This window comes from Aquabacter albus (assembly GCF_040049275.1).
In the GTDB taxonomy this organism is placed as follows: Bacteria; Pseudomonadota; Alphaproteobacteria; order Rhizobiales; family Xanthobacteraceae; genus Aquabacter.
The window spans coordinates 364,666-387,001 of the sequence record NZ_JBDZDT010000006.1 but is presented as its reverse complement, the minus strand read 5'-3'; the positions used below and the strand labels follow the sequence as shown (position 1 = coordinate 387,001).

The following is a 22,336-nucleotide window of genomic DNA, read 5'->3' as shown; positions in this document are numbered from 1 at the left end:
AGGCGCCATGTCCGCAGCTTCCGTTCCCGTAAGTCCCATTTTCGGACGGCTGACGCTGGAAAGCCTGCCTTTCCACGAGCCGATCCTGGTGGGTACCTTCATCATCGTGGCGCTGGGCGGCCTCGCCGTCGTGGGCGCCATCACTTACTTCCGGCTCTGGGGCTATCTCTGGCGCGAATGGTTCACCAGCGTGGACCATAAGAAGATCGGCATCATGTACATGGTGCTTGGCATCATCATGCTGCTGCGCGGCTTTGCCGACGCCATCATGATGCGCCTCCAGCAGGCCATGGCCTTTGCGGGCTCGGAAGGCTACCTGCCGGCGCACCATTACGACCAGATCTTCACCGCCCACGGCGTGATCATGATCTTCTTCGTCGCCATGCCGCTGGTGACGGGACTGATGAATTATGTGGTGCCGCTACAGATCGGCGCGCGGGACGTTTCCTTCCCTTTCCTCAACAATTTCAGCTTCTGGATGACGGCGAGCGGCGCCGTGCTGGTGATGACGTCGCTCTTCATCGGCGAGTTCGCAAAGACCGGCTGGCTCGCTTATCCCCCGCTCTCGGGCATCGGTTACAGTCCGGACGCGGGGGTGGACTACTATATCTGGGCCCTACAGATCGCGGGCGTCGGCACCACGCTGTCGGGCATAAACCTCATCTGCACCATCGTGAAGATGCGCGCGCCCGGCATGACGCTCATGAAGATGCCGGTGTTCACCTGGACGTCGCTGTGCACCAACGTGCTCATCGTCGCCTCCTTCCCGGTGCTCACCGCGGTCCTCGTGCTCCTGTCGCTCGATCGCTATCTCGGCTTCAACTTCTTCACGAACGACTTCGGCGGCAGCCCGATGCTGTACGTGAACCTCATCTGGATCTGGGGGCATCCGGAGGTCTACATCCTCATCCTGCCGGCGTTCGGCGTATTCTCGGAGGTCGCCTCGACCTTCTCGGGAAAGCGCCTCTTCGGCTACACCTCCATGGTCTATGCCACGGTGGTCATCACCATCCTGTCCTACCTTGTGTGGCTGCACCATTTCTTCACCATGGGCTCGGGCGCCAGCGTGAATTCCTTCTTCGGGATCACGACCATGATCATCTCGATCCCCACGGGTGCGAAGATCTTCAACTGGCTCTTCACCATGTACCGCGGGCGCATCCGGTTCGAATTGCCGATGATGTACACGCTGGCCTTCATGCTCACCTTCGTCATCGGCGGCATGACCGGCGTGATGCTGGCGATCCCGCCGGCGGATTTCGTGCTGCATAACAGCCTGTTCCTTATCGCCCACTTCCACAACGTCATCATCGGCGGCGTCGTGTTCGGCATGTTCGCCGGCATCGCCTACTGGTTCCCGAAGGCGTTCGGCTTCAGGCTCGACCCGTTCTGGGGGAAGATGTCGTTCTGGTTCTGGGTGGTGGGCTTCTATTTCGCCTTCATGCCGCTCTACGTGCTGGGGCTGATGGGCGTGACGCGGCGCCTGCGGGTGTTCGACGACCCCTCGCTCCAGATCTGGTTCATCATCGCCGCGTTCGGCGCCTTCCTGATCCTGCTCGGCATCCTCTCCTTCCTGGTGCAGATCGTGGTGAGCATCCGCAACCGCGTGGCGCTGAGCGATGTGACCGGCGATCCGTGGGGCGGCCGGACGCTGGAATGGGCCACCTCGTCCCCGCCTCCCGCCTACAATTTCGCCTTTACCCCGGTGGTCCATGACGGCGATGCCTGGTGGGACATGAAGCGGCGTGGCTACAGGCGTCCGCTCGAAGGGTTCAAGCCGATCCACATGCCGCGCAACACGCCAACCGGCATCTTCCTTGCCGGCTGCAGCCTGGTGCTGGGCTTCGCCCTCGTCTGGTACATCTGGTGGCTGGCGGCGGTGAGCTTTGTCGGGCTCCTCGCCATCGCCATCGCCCACACCTTCAACTACGACCGCGACTTCCACATTCCGGTGGAGGACGTGGTCCAAGCCGAGGATGAGCGCACGCGCCTCATCGCCGGGCAGGTGACGCCATGACCATCGCCGTGACCGCAGCCAAGGACGAGGCTCCCGTCTTCTACGAGGTGGAGGAGCATGCACACGCCGAAGGCGACAGCACCGCCCTCGGCTTCTGGATCTATCTGATGAGCGACTGCCTCATCTTCGCGATGCTGTTTGCCACCTTCGGCGTGCTAGGCGGAAATTTCGCAGCGGGACCGGCCCCGAAGGACCTGTTCGACCTGCCATTGGTGGCGCTCAACACCTCCATGCTGCTCCTGTCCTCCATCACCTACGGCTTCGCCATGCTGGCGGTGGACCAGGGCCGCCTCAGGCAAACCCAGGTCTGGCTGGCGGTCACGGGCGTGTTCGGCCTCGCCTTCCTCGGCATCGAGCTGTTCGAGTTCGCCCACATGATCCACGAGGGAGCGACGCCCCAGCGCAGCGCCTTTCTCTCGTCCTTCTTCACGCTCGTGGGCACCCACGGCCTTCACGTGACCTTCGGCATCATCTGGCTGGTGACGCTGATGGTCCAGATCGGGCAGCGTGGCCTGATCCCGGCCAACCGCCGGCGGCTCATGTGCCTGTCCATGTTCTGGCACTTCCTGGACGTGATCTGGATCGGCGTGTTCACCTTCGTCTATCTCATGGGGATGCTGCGATGAGCTCCGAGACGCACGCCCACCCGGCCGGAGCGCACCAAGGCGCGCATGAAAGCGGCCACGGCTCGCTGCGCGGCTATCTGATCGGCTTCGGCCTGTCAGTGGTGCTGACCGCGATCCCCTTCTGGCTGGTCATGATCGGCGCGCTCGGCAATGCCACGGCGACCGCCGTCTCCATCATGGCGCTCGCCATCGTCCAGATCGTGGTGCACATGGTGTTCTTCCTGCATATGAACACACGCACCGAGAACGGCTGGAGCATGATGGCCCTGGTGTTCACCATCATCATCGTCGTGATCGCGCTCAGCGGCTCGCTTTGGGTGATGTACCACCTGAACACCAACATGATGCCGGGCCACGACATGAGCCGGATGCAGTGACGCTCTCAGCCGGCGCGGGGAGCCGCCTTGGCCGCCGAACGCGCGGGGAGGGGAGGCCCATCCGCGCATTCGCGGTGGTCGCCCTCTACCTGGCGAGCGCGGCGGGGTTGTGCGCCCTCGGCGTATGGCAGCTCGAACGCAGGACGTGGAAGCTGGACGTGATGGATCGCGTGGAACAGCGCATCCACGCGCCGCCTGTCTCCGCGCCCGGGCCTGCCGCATGGCCGTCTATCTCGGCAGCCGGCCACGAATATCTCCATGTCCGGGTCTCGGGGCATTTCCTCAATGACCGGGGAGCGCTGGTGCAGGCGGTCACGGAGCGCGGCGGCGGCTATTGGCTGCTCGTTCCTTTTCAGACCTCTGAAGGCTTCACCGCCCTGGTCAATCGCGGCTTCGTGCCGCCGGACCTGCGGGACCCGGCGCGCCGAAGTGCAGGCGAGATCGAAGGCGAAACCACCGTCAGCGGTCTCCTGCGCATGAGCGAGCCGAAAGGAGCCTTCTTGCGCAGCAACGATCCCGAGGCCGGTAGGTGGTATTCGCGCGATGTTCCCGCCATCGCGACGGCGCAGGGGCTCGGCGAGGTTGCGCCCTACTTTATCGACGCGGATGCCAGGCCCAATCCCGGCGGATTTCCGGTCGGCGGGCTCACAATCGTCCATTTTCCGAACAATCACCTCGTCTATGCACTGACATGGTTCGCCCTCGCCGCCATGGCAGCCAGCGGCGCAATCGTCATCTGGGCGCGGCGCGCCTGACATGAAAGGCACGCCACGAAGGACATGACGACGCCAGCCCGCGACACCACAGGCAATAAGAACCTGCTTTTGCTGATCCAGCTGCGTTGGCACGCCGTGGTGGGGCAGGTGGTGACGATCCTCATCGTCGAGTTCTGGTTCCGCATCCCCCTGCCGCTTCTTGAAATGGGATCGGTTCTGGCCTTCCTCGTGACGCTCAATCTCGTGAGCATCTGGCGGCAGCAGAGCCAGGAGGCGGTGACGAACACGGAATTGTTCGTCGAGCTGCTGCTCGATGTCGCCGCGCTCACTGTCCAGCTCCATCTGAGCGGGGGAGCGACGAACCCGTTCATCTCCCTCTATCTGCTGCAGGTGAGCCTCGGCGCCGTGCTGCTGGAGACATGGTCGGCCTGGACGCTGGCGGTGGTGGCGAGCGGATGCTTCGTCTGGCTCACCTCCGCCTTCCGGCCGCTCGCTCTGCCACCGGGGCTCGCCGACAATCTCTTCAGCCTGCACATCAAGGGAATGTTCGTCTGCTTCGTGCTGGCGGCGGGCCTGCTCGTGTTCTTCATTACGCGGATCAGCCGCAACCTGCGCGCCCGCGATGCGCATCTGGCGGACCTGCGCCAGAAATCCGCCGAGGAAGACCACATCGTGCGCATGGGTCTCCTCGCCTCAGGCGCCGCCCACGAACTGGGCACGCCGCTGGCGACGCTGTCGGTGATCCTGAACGACTGGCGGCGCATGCCGTCCTTCGGCGGGGACCCGGATATTGCCGAGGAGATGGCCGAGATGCAGAGCCAGCTCGACCGTTGCAAGACCATCGTCTCCGGCATCCTGATGTCGTCCGGGGAAGCGCGTGGGGAAGGGACCGTGCGCACTACGGCGGGGGCCTTCTTCGACGAGCTGGTGGCGGAATGGCGGGTGAGCCGTTCGCCGGCCACGCTGGAATACAGCAATGGGTTGGGCTCAGGTGAGGCGATCATCTCCGACCCGGCCTTGAAGCAGGTGATCTTCAACGTGTTCGACAATGCCCTCGAAGCGTCGCCGGATTGGGTGGGCGTCGCGGTGCGCCGGCAGGCGGACGAGTTGATCGTCGACGTGAGGGATGCGGGTCCCGGCTTCGCCGAGCAGATGCTGGCCGAGTTCGGCAAGCCGTACCGGTCCAGCAAGAACCGGCCCGGCGGAGGGCTCGGCCTGTTCCTCGTGGTCAATGTGGTTCGCAAGCTTGGCGGCCGCGTGTTGGCGCGCAACGAGGTCAAGGGTGCTTGCGTTACCCTGGCGCTTCCGCTGCCCGCACTGTCGTCCGGAGACGCACATGGACTCTAGCGGCACGGAGCCCGCCGGCCTGCTGCTGATCGTGGAGGACGATGCGTCCTTCGCACGCGCCTTGCGCCGCTCCTTCGAGCGTCGAGGCTACGAGGTGCGGATCAGCGATGGCATCGACGAGGTGCGGGCGCTCCTGGAGGAGGCAACGCCCTCTTATGCTGTGGTCGACCTGAAGCTCGCAGCCGGTTCAGGGCTCGAATGCGTCAAGACTCTGCACACCAGCGATCCAGCCATGAAGATCGTGGTGCTCACCGGCTTCGCCAGCATTGCTACGGCCGTGGAAGCCATCAAGCTCGGCGCCTGCCACTATCTCGCCAAGCCGTCCAACACCGACGACATCGAGGCTGCCTTTGGCAAGACGGCGGGAGATACTTCGGTCCCCGTCGCTGCGCGACCGACCTCGCTCAAGAACCTCGAATGGGAGCGTATTCACGAGACGTTGGCGGAAACGGACTTCAACATCTCCGAGACCGCCCGCCGTCTCGGCATGCACCGCCGCACGCTGGCGCGCAAATTGGAGAAGAAACGCGTTCCCTGACTTTCCCGAGCGGTCTGATGCGGAGGCCCTGCCGGGTCAAGGCGGTACTTGGGAAAGGCCATTTCTCGATAGTGATCGTGTTGGTCTCTTCCCATCGTTCCGATGCGGAACTTGCGGTGGACTTTTCGGCTTCCCGTAGGGGGCGCGCCGAGGGACGCCGCAATGAACAACAGAGACACTGAGCGACCCGAAATCGATGATGGCACCAGCACCTCCGCCGCATTGGATGTTCCCCAAAGCGAGGAGGACCATCGCGCTCCGGCTCGTGCCTTACCGACGGGGCGCACCTGGACCGTAATCTTCGCCGGCCTCGTTGGGCTGCTGGCGGTCATGGCCACGATTTCGTGGCTCTATGACAGCTAGCGGGCGCGCCCGCCCAAAGGGTGACGGGCGCGCCATGCTCAGGCTCGGCCGGCCCAAACGCCGAGAATGAAGCCGATGAATCCAGCGGCGATCATGGCATTGACGGGACGCTCCGCCACATAGTCCTTCACCCGCCCGAGCGTGCTTTCAGCCAGGCCTTCGGCCTGATCGTAATAACCTTCGGTCCGAAGCGACATGTCGCCCGTAAGCGCGCCGGCAGCTTCCTTCACTCTGCCGCCAAGCTCGGTGACCGTTCCTGAAATTCGATTGCTGTCCATTCGACGCTCCATTGCCGTGGCTGAAGCGCAACGTGTTCCCAGGTTTTCCTGTTCCACGGCGTGATCGTTCATGTTTGGCGATGGCGCCTTATCGCCCGTTGGCAGCTGCCAACGGTCCGCTTAATGTCCGCCCCCCGTTCATGACTCGTGAGACCCGAATGGCTGACGCCCGCACCGCCGCCTCCATCGCCCGCACCATTGCGGCGGAGATCTCCGCCCGCCCCGAGCAGGTTTCGGCTGCCGTGACGCTGCTGGATGAAGGCGCGAGCGTCCCCTTCGTCGCGCGCTACCGCAAGGAGGCGACGGGCGGGCTGGACGATACCCAGCTGCGCACGCTGGAGGAGCGGCTCGGCTATCTCAGGGAGCTGGAGGCGCGGCGTGCCACGGTGCTGGAGAGCATCCGCACGCAGGAGAAGCTCACGCCCGAGCTTGAAGCCAGGATCGCGGCAGTGGTCACCAAGGCCGAGCTGGAGGATATCTATCTTCCCTTCAAGCCCAAGCGCCGCACCCGCGCGGAGATCGCCCGCGAGCGCGGCCTCGCGCCGCTGGCGGAGGCGATTTTGGCCGACCGCCGCAAGGTGCCGGCGGAACTCGCGGGCGCCTACATCACCGACGAGGTGGCGGATGTGAAGGCGGCCCTGGAAGGGGCGCGCGACATCGTGGTGGAACGCCTCACCGAGAATGCCGATCTGCTGGGCCGCCTGCGCGCCCACATGAAGGAGCGCGCCGTCCTGCGCGCCCGCGTGGAAGAGGGCAAGCGGGAGGCCGGCGCCAAGTTCTCGGACTATTTCGACCATTCCGAGCGGTGGGCCACGGCACCCGGCCATCGCGTGCTCGCCATGCTGCGCGGGCGCAACGAGGAGATCCTTTCCGTCGAGATCGAAGTGGACGCGGACGATGTCTCCCCGGTGAAGCCGACGGAGCGCATCGTCGCCGCTGCCCTGGAGGTCACAGACACCGCGCCGGGCAATGTGTGGCTGATGGAGGTGGCGCGCTGGGCCTGGCGCGTGCGCCTCTCGCTCAACCTCTCCGTCGATTTGATGGTGGAGATGCGCGAGCGCGCGGAAGAAGAGGCCATCCGCGTCTTCGCCCGCAACCTGAAGGACCTGCTGCTGGCCGCGCCCGCTGGCTCGCGCGCCACCATGGGGCTCGATCCCGGCATCCGCACCGGCGTGAAGGTGGCCGTGGTGGACCGCACCGGAAAGCTCCTGGACACAGCCACCGTCTACCCGTTCCCGCCGCGAAATGACGTGCAGGGCGCGCAGGCGGCGGTGGCGGCCTTGATCGCGAAGCACGATGTGGAGCTGGTTGCCATCGGCAACGGCACGGCGAGCCGCGAGACCGACAAGCTGGCGGCCGACCTCATCGCCCGCCTTCCCGCCGAGCGGCGGCCCATCAAGGTGGTGGTGAGCGAAGCCGGCGCCTCGGTCTATTCCGCCTCCGCCGCCGCCGCGGCTGAATTCCCCGATCTCGACGTCTCGCTGCGCGGCGCCGTCTCCATCGCCCGGCGCCTGCAGGATCCGCTGGCGGAGCTGGTGAAGATCGAGCCGAAATCCATCGGCGTCGGGCAATACCAGCACGATGTGGACCAGTCCCGCCTCGCCCGCGCTCTGGATGCGGTGGTGGAGGATGCGGTGAACGCGGTGGGCGTCGATCTCAACACCGCCTCCGCCTCGCTGCTCGCCCGCGTCTCCGGCCTCGGCGCCTCGCTGGCGGAGGCCATCGTCGCCCATCGCGATGCCAACGGCCCCTTCGCCGCCCGCCGCGATCTGCTGAAAGTCTCTCGCCTCGGCCCGCGCACCTTCGAGCAGTGCGCCGGCTTCCTGCGCATTCCCGACGGCAAGGAGCCGCTGGATGCGTCCTCCGTCCATCCGGAGGCCTATGGCGTCGCCAAGAAGATCGTCGCCGCCTGCGGGCGCGACGTGCGCGCGCTGATGGGCGACAGCGCCAAGCTGCGCGCGCTCGACCCGCACGTCTTCGTCGACGAGCGCTTCGGCCTGCCGACCGTGCGCGACATCATCGCCGAGCTGGAGAAGCCCGGCCGCGACCCGCGCCCGGAGTTCAAGACCGCCTCGTTCGCGGACGGGGTGGACGACATCAAGCATTTGCGCCCGGGCATGCTGCTGGAGGGCACGGTGACGAACGTGGCGGCGTTCGGCGCCTTCGTCGATATCGGCGTGCATCAGGATGGGCTGGTGCACGTCTCCCAGCTTGCGGACCGCTTCGTCAAGGACGCGCACGAGGTGGTGAAGGCCGGTGACGTGGTGAAGGTGCGGGTGCTGGAGGTGGATGTGCCGCGCAAGCGCATCTCGCTCTCCATGCGCAAGGACGGCGCGGCCGCGCCCGCCCGCCCGGCGCCGGACACCCGCGGCGATCGCCGTCCTCCCCCGCCGCCGCGCAAGCCCGAACCCGCCCCGCAAGGCTCATTCGGCGCCGCCTTGGCGGAGGCGATGAAGCGCAAGTGATGCGGGTGTGTCATGCGTTGGTGGGGCGTCGCCACTAGGGTGACGCCTCGCCGGGCGCAGCCCGAACGCCCCAGCAGGACCGCGCCGTTCTTTCAAGTGCCGAGGTGAGACATGCGCCAGATGCAGAAGACCTTCCTTGCCGGCCTCTGCCTGCTCGCATCATTGTTCATGGCGACCGCCGCCACGGCATCGTCCGACGATTCCTGGGGCGCTTTGAGGCAGGCCGTCGAGACCGCCTGCCTCAAGGCAGCATCCGCCAACCTCACGGGGGCGACGGCCACGGTCGACCCGTTTGGAAGCGAATCCTTCGGTCTGGCGCTGCTGCGGGGCAAGCCGAAAGGCGCGAAGCAGCCTGTGATGATGATCTGCGTCTATGACAAGAAGCGCCAGAGGGTCGAGCTGGGCGGCGAGCTTGAGGTGCCGCGTTAGTCTGCGCGGGCAGGGGCCTTTTGCCCCGGAAGCTGCGCGGCTGACGTCCGGCGGTTCCAAATAACCGGTTTGGGGAACGGAGCGGCGGACGCCGGCTTAGCCCCCGCGTTTGCTCGCGCATCATCCTCAATGCGGCAGCTGGGTGCGCCTCTACAGCAAACGCAATTTATCGGCCGGCACAGTGCATAGGAACCTGCCGGAAAGAGCAGATCTATCGCGGTATTTATCTTCTGCTTCTCGCGGCCTGCATAAGAAAAATGCCAATTTTCCCAGAGATATGGTATCGTAACTAAGGGAAGATCCGGCTCTCGATCCGTATCAAGATCGTCGATCGGCTAAAGATTATATCTTCCATTTTCAGAAGGAATGAGAAATGCCGAATATTTATTCCTTCGAATCCGAGGCAAAAAAGGGGCTGTTTGCGTTCGCGGGAGATGAGCGCGGAAGTCAGCTGCCGCAGCGCTTCGCGCCCTGGCGGGAGATTGCGGTTATCCTCCCGCATCACCGGCTTCCGCATCGCATCAACCGGGAATTGATAGAGCAGACGCTGAGCGAAGTGGGGTTTGCCCTGTGGCGGATCAAGAAGCCCGCCAGCCCGCTTCCCGAGCCCGCGGCGTCGTAGCGGAGCCGTTGCCGCCAGCACAAGTGCGCCGTGTTACTCGCCGAATGCCGAAGGACGAAATGTATATCAGACAAGCAATGGCAGCGGGCCTGCTGATCTTCAGCCTCAGCCCGGCGGCGGCTTATTCAGAGGAAATGACTCTGGATTATTCGTGGATCGGGACGAAGCTGTGCATGAGTGCGGCCGTGAGCCCGCCGTTCGCGATCGGGAATGCGCCGCTGGGGACCAGGACATTGAAATTTGTCCTGACAGGGTCCGAGGGGGCGCTGCTGGGGGGCGCCGTCGTGCCATACCCCGTGTCCGGCCAGATCCCGAAGGGGACGGTGTCGTTTCAATCCCCATGCATCTCGGGGATGTACACTTGGACGGTTGAAGCGCGGGACGAGGCAGGAAAGGTCTTATCCTCCGCTGCCTTGACCCGCCCATTTTACTAGAGCGGAGCGCCTTTGGCGATCACGGCCATGGGACTTGGCGGAACAGGACGTGCCGCCAAGCGCCCCTGATCAGGTCGCGCGTGCGGCCGGCGCCGGCCGTGGCTTGGCGGGGCGCTTTGGCAACAGGCCTTCGCGCTGGGCTGCCTTCCGCGCGTTCTTCCGCGCCCGACGGACAGCTTCTGCTTCTTCGCGAACCCGCCTTTCGGAAGGCTTCTCATATGCCTTCCGTTGTTTCATCTCACGGAAGACGCCTTCGCGCTGCATCTTCTTCTTCAAGACCTTAAGTGCTTGATCGATGTTGTTGTCTCTCACGAAAACTTGCAAGATCATATCCGATCTGAATAGTGAGCAGCTTTAGGGCAGAGACCTGATTGCTCGTATCATAGAAAAACCCGCTTCCGATCAAAGAAGCGGGTTTCGATCATGCTGATGCTTGTCCGGAAACGTTCCGCCGTCGACCGCCAGTACATCCGTGGTCAGCCAAAATTTGGCGGAAGCTCCGGGCAGCAGGCAACGAGGGATCGCTGCCCGCTGAAGCAATCAGGTCAGGAGCGCCAGGTTCGACGCAGCCATCTTGCCGCGCTGGTCGGAAGTCAGCTCGAAGCTCACCTTCTGGCCCTCGCGCAGCCCGGTCAGGCCGGCGCGCTCCACAGCGCTGATGTGCACGAACGCATCCGCGCCGCCGCTGTCAGGAGCGATGAAGCCGAAACCCTTTTCGGCATTAAACCACTTTACGGTTCCCGTAGTCATGGGAGACCCTTTCGATAAACATAGGTAGTGCTCGCCCACGTCAGCCGCAGGCCGTCGAATTTGCATTTTTTCGGGTAGGTATCGTCAGCAGGGCGCCGGTGTTCAGCGCAAGGCCAATTCGTCTGACCGTCATATCGACTGAAGGGAAGATGGGGTAAGTCGGGCCCGAAGTCAAATTTTTATTGGAATTTTATTTTTCGAGTCCTGCTGGCGGGCCATGCATCCCTTGGGAATCTTGTTGGAATAACAGTCGCGATCACCCTTTAGCATCGATCGCTTCGATCTGGCTTTCACCAGCCACCCGCTCGAAGGGCTCATCAGCGGAGCGCAGGCGGTAGCGGAACTCGCCCTGCTCGGAAGGCAGAACGCCGACCACTTCGAACGAGGGTGCCGTGGAGCGATGGGTGAAGGGGCGGTTCAGCGCTACCCGTGCGCCGACATTGAATTTGCGGTTAGTCATGATGATCTCATTTCAGGCGGGGGCGAAAAAGCTCTCACCCTCCGACGCCTGTCATTTTCCATTTGTGCGCTGAATATGCGCTTTCAAGCCGCGTCTGACCAGAAAAAGCTGATCGCGCGAGCTGTGAAATATTTTGAACACATGCCTGCGAGGGCAGGGATGATTGCGGAACTATTTTGGCGCCGGAGGCGTTTTCACTGGGATTTCCGGCGATTTGGGCTATCATTTGCCAAGAGATATTGTTCTCGTCCGCGTGCCTGATGCGCGGGGTGTGTGCCGCGTCAAGGCGCCGCGATCGCTGCTCTCATGCGGCAGGTTGCGAGCACGCCCTCGGTGTCGCGCGACGCTCATATGGCGGGAGCAGAGTTCTTTTTGCTGCGGCCCTTAATGGCGGTGCGAACACTTCCCCAGCCCGCGCGGCTACCGGCGACACAATCCCGCAACTGCATTGGACATTCTATGACCACCGTTACAGAACCCCGCAAAACCCTCTCCACCGGCGAGCGTCAGCGCCAGATCGAGGAATCGGTCTCCCGCGCCATGGCCGTCTATAAGCGGGAAGGCGATGCGGTCCGCGCCAATACCGAGCGTCTTCGGGCGCTGCGCGAAGCCCACGAGGCTGCAAATCCCGCTCTGCCGCTGCCGCGTAAGGGGCGTAAGCCCGTAAAGGGTCTCCAATTGGCGGAGTAAGCCTGCCCCAAGCGGGCGAATTGGCTGGATCTACATTCTGGTGGTGAGGCGTGCCGGCACGTTGCGCGCACGCTTGGGGCGCCCTCGGTCATGAACTCGGGGCGGCTGCATCCTCGGTGGTTACGTGAAAGCTCAGAAGGGTGCTTGGGCCGAACGTCATTGCGATCGGCACATCAGCGGCGTCGCGGCCGCGGGCAATCAATATGCGTCCGATGCGCGGGTCGTTGTTGCGAGGATCAAAGATGTGCCAGGCGCCGCCGAGAAAGACCTCGATCCAGGCCGCAAAATCCTGGGGAGCATGGGCTGGCGGAAGGCCGATGTCGCTCACATATCCGGTGCAGTACCGCGCGGGAATGTTGAGGCACCGGCAGAAGGCCAGCGCCAGATGGGCGTAATCGCGGCACACGCCCCGCGGCTCGCGGAAGACATCCGCTGCGGTTCGCGTGGCGCGGGAATGCTCGTATCCAAAAGTGATATGGTTGTGCACATAGTCGCAGACCGCCTTGACGCGCGACCAGCCCGGCGGCGTGCTCCCGAATAAGGACCAGGCAGCCTCCGAGAGTTGATCGGTCTCGCAATACCGACTTCCGAGCAAGAAGAGGAGGGTATCGGGAGGCAAATGCTGGACCGGAAGCTGCGCGGCCCCGTCTTCGGTTGGGTCCCACAAGCCTGAATCGCGCACCACCGTCTCGGTCTTCGCCGAGAATTGCCCCTGCGGGGCCACCAGCCGATTGCACCAGTTCCCGAAGCTGTCCCTGTAGCCTTCAATGGGTACCGAGGGTGTGGTTACAATATAATCCGGCTGTTCAAGGTCAGACACCCTGGATGAGTGAATATTGACCATGAAAATTATAGGGGTTATCTGCTGAAATTGGTAGATGAGCTCACAGCCGACGCGAATGCGCATAGATATATCCTGACGCGTCGGAGTTAAATGAAGTCGCCACCCGTAATATAAAGAATATAGGCGCAGCCTGGAAGTCGCCTTTGGCTCGCAGCCCAGCTTATGACGGACAAGATCGAGGAGTCGTGTGTCTTTTGTATCACGTCGGCCATGCCGCGCCTATGGAGCGGTTCGCCTCGCCGAGTTTCCTGTCTTATCGGCCCGGATTGATCGATTTTGGCCCTCGATGACTGCCATGCGACTCATAACTGTTGCGGGCGAGGAGGGCTGTGGCAGAAAAATCAAGCCCGCAGTGCTGAATGTGTGTTCACCGAAATTCCTGCAACAGGTATATTTTACTTGAAGAGGGTTGCAGAAATCGCGTTCCTTCGTCACATAGACACTTCATGGATTAGGAGGAAGCATTGGCCGACGAACTCAAACCCGTAAATGGTCCCGATTACCTGGGCCTCGCAGCAGATGTCGTCTCGGCGTTTGTTATGAACAATTCCGTGGCGCCTTCGGATCTGCCGGCCCTGATCAACAACGTGCATGCCGCACTCACCGGCCTTTCGAAGGGCAGTGAGCCTCTGGCCGAGCCGCAGCAGCCTGCCGTCGCGATCCGGAAGTCGGTGACGCCCGACTACATCATCTGCCTGGAAGACGGCAAGAAGTTCAAGTCGCTGAAGCGCCACCTGCGCACCACCTACGACATGACGCCGGAAGCCTACCGCGCGAAGTGGAACCTCCCGGCCGACTATCCGATGGTGGCGCCGAGCTACGCAGCGGCGCGCTCGGAACTTGCCAAGCAGATGGGCCTGGGCCAGCAGCGCAGGAAAGCGGTGGAAGCCAAGCCTGTGAAGGCGCCCTCCAGGCGGGCCAAGGCCTCCTGAGCCTGCCGAACCTTCTGGTGGGGGCGCCATCGGCGCCGCCGCCAGCCAGGAGCGTGATCTGGTTTGCATCGAACGGCCCGGCGGATTCGCCGGGCACAGTTCTGTGGGCGTGTCCCTTCCCAACCTGCCTGTGCATGTGCGCTGTTTCGCCGGCCGCACCACGCCTCTCGACAGCCTGATCCCTGCGCCGCTGCCCCTCGTCTGTTAGACGACTTTTAAAGCGATAGCCTCGCACAAGCCTCGTTTCCCTAGGCTTGCGAAACAAGCTCTTGCTTGAGGGGGGATACAGTGTCCGCAAATTCTGGGGTGGCAGCCGTCAATCTGCCAAGCGGCATGATCAATGCCGCGCTTACGTTTCGCCCCGGAAATAGCGGCCGAACCTTCTTCAGGAGCTTGTCGCTTGCTGTCATTCTGCGCGTGCTGTTCGGCGCCATGGCAGCGATTTCTATCGCCATACTTGCTTTTCTTATCTATCACAACCTGAATCAGATCGCAGAAAGCGCGCGTGTCGTTCGCGTGGCCGAAGCCGGCCGCGAGATGTTCACGGTGCTGCAGAATGTCCGCATCCAGCGCGGCCCGACGCGTGTTGCGCTCGCCGCCGAGCAGCCCGCGTCCCCGGCCTTCTTCAGCATGATCAGGGACGCCCAGAGCAAGGCTGATCCCGCCTTGGCGCGTGTGCTCATCTTGTGCCGCGAACTCGATTGCACCAACGGCAAGCCGGAAACCTTCGCGGACCTGCCGGCGAGCCTCGGCAAGATGAAGGCCCTGCGGACCGAGGCGGATCGCGCGCTGGCGCTGCCGCTGGCGCAGCGTCCCAAGAACACCATCAAGGACTTCAATGCGGCGGCGACCGATGTCATCGAGCGCCTCGAACTCATGGCTTTTGCCCTCGGCGAGACCGTCCGCATGGTGGATCCGACGACCGCGGAGCTGATGGCCATCAAGCAGGCGGCCTGGATTGCCCGTGACGGCGTGGGCCTGGAGCGCACAAACCTCTCGGACGCCCGCAATGCCGGCAAGATTTCTCCGGCGCTTGACCGGAAGATGTCCGAGCTGCATGGCCAGGCTTTGACGCATTGGGCGGTGGTGAAGGATCTGGCTGCGCGGCCGGGTGTGTCCCCGGAACTGGCGGCACTGGTGGCGCAGGCGCAGAGCGGCGTTTTCGTGGACTACGAGAAGAACCGCAAGAATGCTTATGACGAGCTTGCCGCCGGCAAGCCGCCGTCCATCTCCGATGATGAACTCAATCGGCTCGGCAATGTCGCGCTCGAAATCCTGACGGCCATCCCGAACACGGCGATGCGGCTTGCGCAGGAGCATGCGGAAGAGAATTACGCGGTCGCGAAGAACCTGCTTCTGGTGCAGAGCGGCGCGCTCGTCGTCGTGCTGGTCATCGCCATTGCCGGCTTCGTCATCGTCCAGCGCCGCGTCATCGGGCCGATCACCGGCATGACCGGGGCCATGGGCGCGCTCGCGGCCGGCGATCTCGATGTGGAGATCCACGGCGCCAGCCGCTCCGACGAGATAGGCAACATGGCGCGCGCGGTCGAGGTGTTCAAGCAGAACGCCATCGAGCGCCACCACCTGGAGGAAGAAGCCGAGCGCATGAAGGGCGTCGCCGAGGCCGAGAAGCGCCGCGCGCTCTACGAGCTCGCCCAGGGCTTCGACGCCAAGGTGGGCGACCTCATCGATTCCCTCGTCACCGCCTCCGGGCAGCTCGAGACCACCGCCAACGACATGACCAGCACCGCCGCCCGCACCACCCAGCAGTCGAGCTCGCTGGCGGAATCCGCGCGCAGCACCGGCGCCAACGTGCAGGCGGTGGCGGCGGCGGCGGAAGAGCTCTCCTCTTCGGCCAACGAGATCGGCACCCAGATCAGCCAGACGGCGAGCGCCGCCCAGAACGCGGTTGAGGATGTGCGCCACACCGACGTGACCGTGCAGGCCCTGTCCACCAGCGCCGAGCGGATCGAGACGGTGGTGGCGCTGATCAACGACATCGCGGCCCGCACCAACCTGCTGGCGCTCAACGCCACCATCGAGGCGGCGCGCGCGGGCGAGGCGGGACGCGGCTTTGCGGTGGTGGCGGGCGAGGTGAAGGACCTCGCCAACCAGACCCTGAAGGCGACCACGGAGATCGGCACCCAGATCAAGGAGCTGCAGCAGGTCACGGTGAATGCGGCCGGGGCCATCCAGGCCATCGGTTCCACCATCGGCCGGGTCTCGGACATCTCCAACGCCATCGCGGCGGCGGCGGAGGAGCAGCATTCGGCGACCTCGGAGATCGCGAGCCGCGTGGCCCAGGCGGCGCAGGGGACGGACGATGTGACGCGCAGCATCGACGATGTGCGCGACGCGGCCTCGATCACCGGCACCTCGGCGGCGGCGGTGCTCACCTCCGCCCGCGACCTCGCCCGCACCTCCGCCGAGCTGCGCCGCGAAATGCAGGTGTTCCTCTCAGGCATCGAAGCGGCGTGAGGGGCTGCGTGCTAATCCCCGGGCACAGCGCTGCGGACTTCCGTGAGCGCGTTCAGGCAGGCCCTCAGAACCCGCTCTCGCGGATGATGACGCTCACCACCTTGCGCCAGACCTGCCCGGCGATGGAGGCCGGATAGCCTTCGATGATGGCTGTGCCGGTGCGAGTATGGTCCGGGGTGACATGCACCGTCGGTGTCAGTGTGACGCGATAGACCGGCACTTCAGGCACCAGGAGTTCATTCTGGCCCTGTCCCGGCGCCTGGCGGGCGGCGATGGCGCCCCCATTCACGGAGGCCAGTTCGGGGTCGGCCAGTGCGCGCGTCGCCGTGCCGTCGATGGAGGTGACCTCCGCCGGCACGCGCGGCGCGGCGATGTTGGTGGGGATGAACTCGGCACGGGCCTTCAGGGGGATGCGATCGAGGTCCGCCTCGTCCACATAGGCATCGACGCGGGTGGAGGAGAGGTCCGCGACGATAGCCACCAGCTCGTTGGGCTTCATCCACTCCCCTTGCCCCAGCGGCTCCGCCATCTCCACCACGGTGCCGGCGATGGGCGAGCGGATGGTCAGCCGCTCGCGCTCGCTCTGGGCGGCGGCGAGCGCGGCGCGGGCGCTGTCGAGATCCCGTGCCAGGAGCTGGGCCTTGGATTGGAATTCGGGCTCCTGGGATGCGGCCTGGATCTGCGCGGTGATGCTGGCGATCTGCCGGACGGCCTGGTCGCGCTTGTAGGAGATGTCCGGGGACTGGAACTCGATCAGCGCCGCCCCTTCCTTCACCGGCGTGCCGACCTTCACCAGGATGTTCGCCACCTGGCCCGGCACCTCCGTGTAGAGGCGCACGCGGGTCTGCGCCGCCAGCAGCGCGGGCGCATGCACCGAGGTGCGCCAGGGGATGAACAGCCCGAGCAGGATAAGCCCGAAGACGGAAAAGGTAAGGAGCGTGCGTGCGTTCATCTTCTGCCCCCGGCGGCGCTTCACCCACTCGCTCATCTCGCGCACGACCGGGCGCAGCAGAAACCACCACACCTCCACCGCGAACAGGAAGACGCCCAGTATCTTGAAGAACATGTGATAGACGAGCAGGGCGATGCCCATGAACAGCAGGAAGCGGTAGACCCAGGTGCAGACCGCATAGCCGAGCAGCACCCGCCGCATGTCGGGAGACCAGACCTCCGGCGGCGGCTCGCGCAGATCGAACAGGATCTCCCGCAGCTTGTGGCGGGTCAGCGCGAAGGAGCGGTCCTGGAGGTTGGGCACGTCGATGAGGTCGGCGAACAGGTAATAGCCGTCGAACCGCATGAAGGGCGACATGTTGATGAGGACGGTCAGCACCCAGGTGGTGGTGGCCCAGATGAAGACGACGCTGCGCAGCAGGCCCTCGGGCAGGAAGCTCCAGGCCAGCAGCGCATAGGCCGCAAGGCAGCATTCCGCCGCCACGCCGGCAAGGCCGATGGCGAGCCGCTTGCGGCGCTCCGGCAGGCGCCAGGCGGCGCTGGTGTCCGTATAGAGCACGGGCGCCAGCACCAGCAGCGCCACGCCCATGCTGGGCACCCGGCAGCCGAGCCTTTTGGCGGTGAGCCCGTGGCCGAGCTCGTGCAGCATCTTCGAGGCCAGCAGCGCCGCGCCCGCCACCGCCGCGCCCTCCAGGGAGAAGAACCAGGGGAAGGAGGCCGAGAAGGTGTCCCACTGGCGCAGCGCCAGATAGAGGCCGAGAAGGCCCGCCAGGACCGTCACGATGAAGAAGGCGCGGGTGTAGACGAAGGACAGGATGGGCACCAGCGCCCCGAGCGCCCGGTCGGGGCGCAGGATCGGGATGCGGATGAACAGATAATGGTGCAGCAGGGCGGTGAGCCAGCCATGGCGCATGGACGCCTTGCGCCCGACCATCCTCTGGGTGGCCTGCACGGTCCCGCCCCGCAGCAGCTCCGCATTGGCGAGGAAGGTCGCGAAGCGCTCCACGTCCTCCGGCTCGGCCTCGATGAGGGTTTCATCGGAAATGCGGGCCGCGATCTCGGCGGGCTTGCGCAGGTGCCAGCGGGAGAGGATCTCGAATTCCAGCCAGCCCAGCCGGTAGAAGCGGTTCGCCACCGGATCGTACAGCGTCCAGGTGGGCGATCCGCCGCGCAGGGTCGGGCCGCGCTCCAGCACCAGCTCGTCGCGCAGGGGCACCAGGTCTGCGGGCGGCGGCCCGCCCATGGGCGGGCCCGCTGCGTCGGCGCTCAGAACCCCAGCCATTGCCGCGCGGACGAGATGGGACGACGCAGGATGGAATAGGCCAGGGGCACCTCGACGCCGTAGAGCTTGGCGGTGCCCTTCAGGCCGATGCGGGGCAGCGGCTCGCCCGCATCCAGCGTGGCCTTGATCCGATAGGCCATCACGCCGTCGGCACCCTTCTGCGGCTGGTAGGAGGCAAAGGTGAGCACGGCGCCGCGCGCCCGCTCGGGATCGATGTTCAGGAACAGGCGCACGGGGCTGCCGATCTCAAGGTCGATGGCGTCGGCCACCGGCAGCCGCACCTCCACCTCCACCTTGCCGGGATCCGCCACCAGCATCACCCGCTCGCCGATGGCCACGGGCCGGCCGAGCCAGTCGTTCGGGTCGTCGAACACCGCAAGGCCCGCCTGGGTCGCGCGGACCTCGATGCGGGCGAGCTGGTCCTTCAGATAGTTCACCTCGGCCAGCTGCTGGTCCACCTTGCCCTGGAGGGTCGGCAGGGTGGCGCGGGCCTTCTGGTCCACCACGGCGGACTGGCGCGCCTGGCGAAGCTCGGCGTCCGCCGCCTCCATGGCGCGGGTGGAGACTTCGAGCTGGTTGCGCAGGCGGCGCGGGTCGAGGGTGAACAGCACCTCCCCGTCCGAAACCTCCTCGTTGGGCTTCACGAGGACGTTGTAGACGACGCCTTCCAGCGGTGCGCGGATCACGGCCGGGTCGCGCGGGATGATCTCGGCCGGCGCCAGCACGGACTGGCGCACCGGGAAGAAGCCGGCGGCGATGACCGCGGCCAGCAGTGCCGCCAGCAGCAGCTTGCGGCGGCCCCCGCCCGCATGGGCGGCCCGGGCGCGCAGGCTGCGGCGCGCGAGGCGGGCGCCCCAGGCATGGCCGTAAGCATCGGCGAGATAGGAGAGGAGTGCCTTGTCTCCCTCCCCAAGCGGCTCCTCACGCGCCAGCACCAGCGCGCCGAGCGAGGCACCGAGCGGCACCCAGACAAGATGGGGCGGCAGCCATTCGTGCCATTCCCGGCCCAGCGCTTCGGGCACGTCGCCGGGACCGATCTCGCGCACCTCGGTGATCTTCAGGCCGTCGAGATGGGCGCACAGCCGGCTCGCCCACACCACATAGGGCGCATAGGGGTCGGCCGCGGCCACCCCTGAGACGGCGACGACCTTGCCCGCCGGCTTGCCCTGCCACAGCAGCGCCTGGCGATAGCGGATGAGGCCTACGGTCTCGTTGGCCATGACGAAGCCGAGCTCTTCGAGGCTCGCACCCCGTGCCCGCTTCTCAAGCTGCAGCAGCGCGGTGAGGCGCAGCAGCTGCTGGGTCTGGAGATTGCTCATCGCGTCGGGGCGGTCTCGGCCGTGGCCGGCGTCGGGGCTTGGAAATGCGCGAGCCCGCTCATGCCGGGAGCGAGATCAGGGAAGTCGCCCTCCACCTGCGCATAGACCTTCACGGACTGGCTTACGGGGTCGATATGCGCGCCGAGCCGGGTGACCACGGCGGGAAAGTCGCGGCCCAGTTCGTCGATGCGCACGCGGAAACGTGTCCCCCGCTTCAGCCAGACAAGCCAGCGGGACGGTGCAAGAAGCTCCACTTCCAGCTCGCGGTCGCTGAGGATCTCGACGATGGGTTCGCCCAGGTTCACATACTGGTGGTTCTTCACCTTCAGTTCGGCGACGCTGCCGGAGAAGGGCGCAAGGATGCTGCAGCGGGAGACGTCGATGGCGGCGAGTTCCTTCTCCGCCCGCGCCGCTTCAACATCGATCTCGGCGAGGTCCAGTTCCACCTTGCCCGTGGCGCCGCGCTTGTCGAGGAAACGGAATGCTTCGAGCTTGCGCTCGGTGCGGCTCACCTGCGCGTCGGCCTGGCCGAGCTTCGCGCGGTAGCTGGCGCAATCGATGCCGACCAGCTCCTGGCCTTTCTGGAAGGTCTCGCCCTCGCGCACCGGCAGGGAGATGATGCGGCCAACGATTTCGCTGGAGAGGATGGTCGCGTAGCGGGGGGTGAGCTGCGCGCGCACATCCACGTCACTGGGGCTCTGAGCCGTTGCGATACCGGGGGCGGCAATGAACGCCAGGATCGGCAGGAAGCGACGGAACGGCAACATCGGCAATGGGTCCAAATGTTACGCGCCGCTTCGGGGAGAAGCGGCGCGCTAATACCTCAGTGTCTCACATCTTGGCGGCGACGACCACCGCCGGAGCGGCCTCCGCCGTGGCGGCGGGCGGCGGCGTGAAGACCGGAACCGGGATGCGGCCCGTCCTCCATTCCTTCTGCTGCTGACGGATTGCCGTCACCAGTTCCGGCAGGCTCGCCGCCTTCACGTCCGCCGGCAGCGGATCGAGGCCGAGGGTCATGTAGATGCTCGCATCGGCGTTCTGGAGGTCGGCATAGGAGCGGTTGCTCCGCAGCTCCGCCAGCACCGCATTCGCCTTCTCGCGGATCAGGTCGAGGTTCGAGGTGGTCTGGGCCTCCTGCGTGTTCGACTGGAGGTCGGCGATGCGGCGATTGATGTCCGCCATGTCGCGGGACCGCTCGAAGGACTTGCGGGCGATGGCGTACTGGCGGGCCGAGATCTGCACCTGGGCGATGACCGCCATGGACATGGCCAGGCGCCGGTAATCGGCGATCTCCGCCTGGGCGTCGTTGAGCTTCATCACGCCGGGGATCGAGATGATGCGCACGAGGCTGGCGGTAAGGCGGGCGCCCACTTCGTTCCAGTCGTTGAACAGCAGGTAGCTGTTGCTGTCGTAGTTCATGGAGGCGAGGAGCGTCACGCCGGGGATGAGCCGGAGCAGGGCGCGGCGGCCTTCATTCTGGGTGATGCGGCCGTTATAGCCCTCTTCACGCAGTTCTGGCCGGTTGATCAGGGCGACGCGCTCCATCTCGTCGATGGTGAGCTTCACGCCCGGCACATAGGGCGAGCCGGAGGGGGATGCCAGGCGATAAGGCGTGCCGGGGCGCAGGCCCATGAGCTGGGCGAGCTGCGTCTTAGCGATGGAGAGCTGGTCCTCGATGAATTCCAGCTGCTGGATCAGCTCCATCAGGCCGCGCTGGTAGCGCAGCGCCTCTGCCGGGTCCTGCGAGCGCTCGGCGCCGGCGGCACGGGACTGCTCGAGGGCGCTCCGCGCTTCCACCAGCAGCGGACGCAGACGCGGGATGACCCGCTCGGCGGCGATGGCGGTCCAGTAGGAGGCGCGCACCTGCTGGAAGATGTTGTTGATCACCCGGCGGCGCTGCTCCTGAGCGATGATCACGCGATCGCTCTGCTGCTTGGCCTGGATGTAGCTGACGCCGAAGTCGATGATGTTCCAGGAGAGCGTCAGGTCGCCGAAGGTGCGGTCGCGGTCGACTGACACGGTCTCGAAGTTCGACGGCGTGATAGTGCCGGTGAGGTAGCTGGCGCTCGAACTCACCAGATCCTTGTTGCGGCCCACATAGCCCGCATTAGCGGTGAGGTTGGGCAGCATGTCGAGCCGGGTGAGGTCGAGCTGCCGATCCTGCAGGGTCGCGTTGAACATCTGCAGGCGGTTGTCGAGGTTGTAGGCAAGCGCACGGGCCTGCGCCTCTTCCAGCGAGATGGGGCTGGTTGGCCGCGGGCTATAGCTCTCAAGCTCCGCCCGGTCGGCGGACGCTCGGGCAACGTTTTCCTCGACCGTAAAGGGTTCCGGCGCCATGGCGCAGGCGCCGAGCCCTAGGCAAAGAACTGCCGCGAATATGCGCGTGTGCATGAACCCCCCTCATCTCGCAATTCAACT

22 protein-coding genes are annotated in these 22,336 nt (G+C 65.1%); 13 read left to right on the top strand and 9 right to left on the bottom strand.

Annotated elements, in window-relative coordinates; translation table 11 throughout:
* Positions 1 to 7: 7 nt before the first annotated feature.
* The 6 genes from cyoB (at position 8) to ABLE91_RS17445 (ending at position 5,621) form a co-directional block, all read left to right on the top strand.
* Positions 8 to 2,017, top strand: coding sequence for a cytochrome o ubiquinol oxidase subunit I (gene cyoB / locus ABLE91_RS17470; RefSeq protein WP_348932718.1), 2,010 nt, complete (start codon positions 8 to 10; stop codon positions 2,015 to 2,017).
* A complete protein-coding gene (gene cyoC, locus ABLE91_RS17465) occupies positions 2,014 to 2,643 on the top strand; it encodes a cytochrome o ubiquinol oxidase subunit III (protein ID WP_348932716.1) in 630 nt (209 codons plus the stop codon). Before cyoB ends, cyoC begins: the two co-directional genes overlap by 4 nt.
* On the top strand, positions 2,640 to 3,020 hold the full coding sequence (cyoD, locus tag ABLE91_RS17460) for a cytochrome o ubiquinol oxidase subunit IV (protein ID WP_348932715.1): 381 nt from the start codon (positions 2,640 to 2,642) through the stop codon (positions 3,018 to 3,020). Before cyoC ends, cyoD begins: the two co-directional genes overlap by 4 nt.
* A 74-nt stretch (positions 3,021 to 3,094) precedes the next feature.
* Positions 3,095 to 3,775 carry an SURF1 family protein gene (locus tag ABLE91_RS17455; protein ID WP_510181963.1) on the top strand — a complete coding sequence of 227 codons (681 nt, stop codon included), beginning with the start codon at positions 3,095 to 3,097 and terminating at the stop codon, positions 3,773 to 3,775.
* Positions 3,776 to 3,799: 24 nt separating this feature from the next.
* On the top strand, positions 3,800 to 5,083 hold the full coding sequence (locus ABLE91_RS17450) for an ATP-binding protein (RefSeq protein WP_348932713.1): 1,284 nt from the start codon (positions 3,800 to 3,802) through the stop codon (positions 5,081 to 5,083).
* The gene (locus tag ABLE91_RS17445; RefSeq protein ID WP_348932711.1) at positions 5,073 to 5,621 is read left to right on the top strand and encodes a response regulator transcription factor; all 549 of its coding nucleotides are present in this window, start codon (positions 5,073 to 5,075) and stop codon (positions 5,619 to 5,621) included. The genes ABLE91_RS17450 and ABLE91_RS17445 overlap by 11 nt, the downstream gene beginning before the upstream one ends.
* A gap of 401 nt (positions 5,622 to 6,022) precedes the next feature.
* Here ABLE91_RS17445 and ABLE91_RS17440 read toward each other — a convergent pair whose 3' ends face one another.
* The gene (locus tag ABLE91_RS17440) at positions 6,023 to 6,334 is read right to left on the bottom strand and encodes a CsbD family protein (RefSeq protein WP_348932709.1); all 312 of its coding nucleotides are present in this window, start codon (positions 6,332 to 6,334) and stop codon (positions 6,023 to 6,025) included.
* A gap of 86 nt (positions 6,335 to 6,420) precedes the next feature.
* On the opposite strand from ABLE91_RS17440, the gene ABLE91_RS17435 reads away from it, so the two are divergent.
* From ABLE91_RS17435 to ABLE91_RS17420, 4 genes are all read left to right on the top strand, one after another.
* The gene (locus tag ABLE91_RS17435; protein WP_348932707.1) at positions 6,421 to 8,727 is read left to right on the top strand and encodes a Tex family protein; all 2,307 of its coding nucleotides are present in this window, start codon (positions 6,421 to 6,423) and stop codon (positions 8,725 to 8,727) included.
* Positions 8,728 to 8,838: 111 nt separating this feature from the next.
* Complete coding sequence (locus ABLE91_RS17430) at positions 8,839 to 9,156, top strand: hypothetical protein (RefSeq protein WP_510181962.1); 318 nt, start codon at positions 8,839 to 8,841, stop codon at positions 9,154 to 9,156.
* Between the two features lie 373 nt (positions 9,157 to 9,529).
* Complete coding sequence (locus tag ABLE91_RS17425) at positions 9,530 to 9,778, top strand: hypothetical protein (RefSeq protein ID WP_348932706.1); 249 nt, start codon at positions 9,530 to 9,532, stop codon at positions 9,776 to 9,778.
* Between the two features lie 44 nt (positions 9,779 to 9,822).
* Positions 9,823 to 10,212, top strand: a complete 390-nt coding sequence (locus ABLE91_RS17420; RefSeq protein WP_348932704.1) for an Ig-like domain-containing protein — start codon at positions 9,823 to 9,825, stop codon at positions 10,210 to 10,212.
* Between the two features lie 69 nt (positions 10,213 to 10,281).
* Here ABLE91_RS17420 and rpsU read toward each other — a convergent pair whose 3' ends face one another.
* From rpsU to ABLE91_RS17405, 3 genes are all read right to left on the bottom strand, one after another.
* Positions 10,282 to 10,536, bottom strand: coding sequence for a 30S ribosomal protein S21 (rpsU, locus tag ABLE91_RS17415; RefSeq protein WP_348932703.1), 255 nt, complete (start codon positions 10,534 to 10,536; stop codon positions 10,282 to 10,284).
* Between the two features lie 216 nt (positions 10,537 to 10,752).
* Complete coding sequence (locus tag ABLE91_RS17410; protein WP_348932701.1) at positions 10,753 to 10,962, bottom strand: cold-shock protein; 210 nt, start codon at positions 10,960 to 10,962, stop codon at positions 10,753 to 10,755.
* A 256-nt stretch (positions 10,963 to 11,218) separates the two neighbouring features.
* Complete coding sequence (locus tag ABLE91_RS17405) at positions 11,219 to 11,422, bottom strand: hypothetical protein (protein ID WP_348932700.1); 204 nt, start codon at positions 11,420 to 11,422, stop codon at positions 11,219 to 11,221.
* A gap of 459 nt (positions 11,423 to 11,881) precedes the next feature.
* Here ABLE91_RS17405 and ABLE91_RS17400 point away from each other — a divergent pair, with 459 nt between their 5' ends.
* A complete protein-coding gene (locus ABLE91_RS17400; protein ID WP_348932698.1) occupies positions 11,882 to 12,112 on the top strand; it encodes a hypothetical protein in 231 nt (76 codons plus the stop codon).
* An 88-nt stretch (positions 12,113 to 12,200) separates the two neighbouring features.
* Here ABLE91_RS17400 and ABLE91_RS17395 read toward each other — a convergent pair whose 3' ends face one another.
* Entirely contained in the window at positions 12,201 to 13,019 is an 819-nt protein-coding gene (locus ABLE91_RS17395; protein ID WP_348932696.1) for a transglutaminase-like domain-containing protein, read from the bottom strand.
* Between the two features lie 401 nt (positions 13,020 to 13,420).
* Between ABLE91_RS17395 and ABLE91_RS17390 the strand changes: the two genes are divergently transcribed.
* Both ABLE91_RS17390 and ABLE91_RS17385 read left to right on the top strand, forming a co-directional pair.
* Entirely contained in the window at positions 13,421 to 13,888 is a 468-nt protein-coding gene (locus tag ABLE91_RS17390; RefSeq protein WP_348932694.1) for a Ros/MucR family transcriptional regulator, read from the top strand.
* Positions 13,889 to 14,404: 516 nt separating this feature from the next.
* Positions 14,405 to 16,366 carry a methyl-accepting chemotaxis protein gene (locus tag ABLE91_RS17385; protein WP_348932693.1) on the top strand — a complete coding sequence of 654 codons (1,962 nt, stop codon included), beginning with the start codon at positions 14,405 to 14,407 and terminating at the stop codon, positions 16,364 to 16,366.
* Positions 16,367 to 16,430: 64 nt separating this feature from the next.
* On the opposite strand, the gene ABLE91_RS17380 is transcribed toward ABLE91_RS17385, so the two are convergent.
* From ABLE91_RS17380 to ABLE91_RS17365, 4 genes are all read right to left on the bottom strand, one after another.
* On the bottom strand, positions 16,431 to 18,599 hold the full coding sequence (locus ABLE91_RS17380) for a site-2 protease family protein (protein ID WP_348932691.1): 2,169 nt from the start codon (positions 18,597 to 18,599) through the stop codon (positions 16,431 to 16,433).
* Positions 18,584 to 19,918, bottom strand: coding sequence for an efflux RND transporter periplasmic adaptor subunit (locus ABLE91_RS17375; RefSeq protein WP_348932690.1), 1,335 nt, complete (start codon positions 19,916 to 19,918; stop codon positions 18,584 to 18,586). The genes ABLE91_RS17380 and ABLE91_RS17375 overlap by 16 nt, the downstream gene beginning before the upstream one ends.
* Positions 19,915 to 20,685, bottom strand: coding sequence for an efflux RND transporter periplasmic adaptor subunit (locus ABLE91_RS17370; protein WP_348932688.1), 771 nt, complete (start codon positions 20,683 to 20,685; stop codon positions 19,915 to 19,917). The genes ABLE91_RS17375 and ABLE91_RS17370 overlap by 4 nt, the downstream gene beginning before the upstream one ends.
* Positions 20,686 to 20,749: 64 nt before the next feature.
* Positions 20,750 to 22,309, bottom strand: coding sequence for a TolC family protein (locus ABLE91_RS17365; RefSeq protein ID WP_348932686.1), 1,560 nt, complete (start codon positions 22,307 to 22,309; stop codon positions 20,750 to 20,752).
* Positions 22,310 to 22,336: the final 27 nt, after the last annotated feature.

Bases quoted from the DNA above. Each gene is read 5' to 3' on its own strand.
- ABLE91_RS17375 (WP_348932690.1), bottom strand. From the start codon at position 19,918: ATGAGCAATCTCCAGACCCAGCAGCTGCTGCGCCTCACCGCGCTGCTG.
- ABLE91_RS17400 (WP_348932698.1), top strand. From the start codon at position 11,882: ATGACCACCGTTACAGAACCCCGCAAAACCCTCTCCACCGGCGAGCGT.
- ABLE91_RS17370 (WP_348932688.1), bottom strand. From the start codon at position 20,685: ATGTTGCCGTTCCGTCGCTTCCTGCCGATCCTGGCGTTCATTGCCGCC.
- ABLE91_RS17410 (WP_348932701.1), bottom strand. From the start codon at position 10,962: ATGACTACGGGAACCGTAAAGTGGTTTAATGCCGAAAAGGGTTTCGGC.
- ABLE91_RS17395 (WP_348932696.1), bottom strand. From the start codon at position 13,019: ATGCGCATTCGCGTCGGCTGTGAGCTCATCTACCAATTTCAGCAGATA.
- cyoC (WP_348932716.1), top strand. From the start codon at position 2,014: ATGACCATCGCCGTGACCGCAGCCAAGGACGAGGCTCCCGTCTTCTAC.
- ABLE91_RS17405 (WP_348932700.1), bottom strand. From the start codon at position 11,422: ATGACTAACCGCAAATTCAATGTCGGCGCACGGGTAGCGCTGAACCGC.
- cyoD (WP_348932715.1), top strand. From the start codon at position 2,640: ATGAGCTCCGAGACGCACGCCCACCCGGCCGGAGCGCACCAAGGCGCG.
- ABLE91_RS17450 (WP_348932713.1), top strand. From the start codon at position 3,800: ATGACGACGCCAGCCCGCGACACCACAGGCAATAAGAACCTGCTTTTG.
- ABLE91_RS17440 (WP_348932709.1), bottom strand. From the start codon at position 6,334: ATGAACGATCACGCCGTGGAACAGGAAAACCTGGGAACACGTTGCGCT.
- ABLE91_RS17380 (WP_348932691.1), bottom strand. From the start codon at position 18,599: ATGGCTGGGGTTCTGAGCGCCGACGCAGCGGGCCCGCCCATGGGCGGG.
- ABLE91_RS17430 (WP_510181962.1), top strand. From the start codon at position 8,839: ATGCGCCAGATGCAGAAGACCTTCCTTGCCGGCCTCTGCCTGCTCGCA.
- ABLE91_RS17420 (WP_348932704.1), top strand. From the start codon at position 9,823: ATGCCGAAGGACGAAATGTATATCAGACAAGCAATGGCAGCGGGCCTG.
- ABLE91_RS17365 (WP_348932686.1), bottom strand. From the start codon at position 22,309: ATGCACACGCGCATATTCGCGGCAGTTCTTTGCCTAGGGCTCGGCGCC.
- ABLE91_RS17435 (WP_348932707.1), top strand. From the start codon at position 6,421: ATGGCTGACGCCCGCACCGCCGCCTCCATCGCCCGCACCATTGCGGCG.
- ABLE91_RS17445 (WP_348932711.1), top strand. From the start codon at position 5,073: ATGGACTCTAGCGGCACGGAGCCCGCCGGCCTGCTGCTGATCGTGGAG.
- cyoB (WP_348932718.1), top strand. From the start codon at position 8: ATGTCCGCAGCTTCCGTTCCCGTAAGTCCCATTTTCGGACGGCTGACG.
- ABLE91_RS17425 (WP_348932706.1), top strand. From the start codon at position 9,530: ATGCCGAATATTTATTCCTTCGAATCCGAGGCAAAAAAGGGGCTGTTT.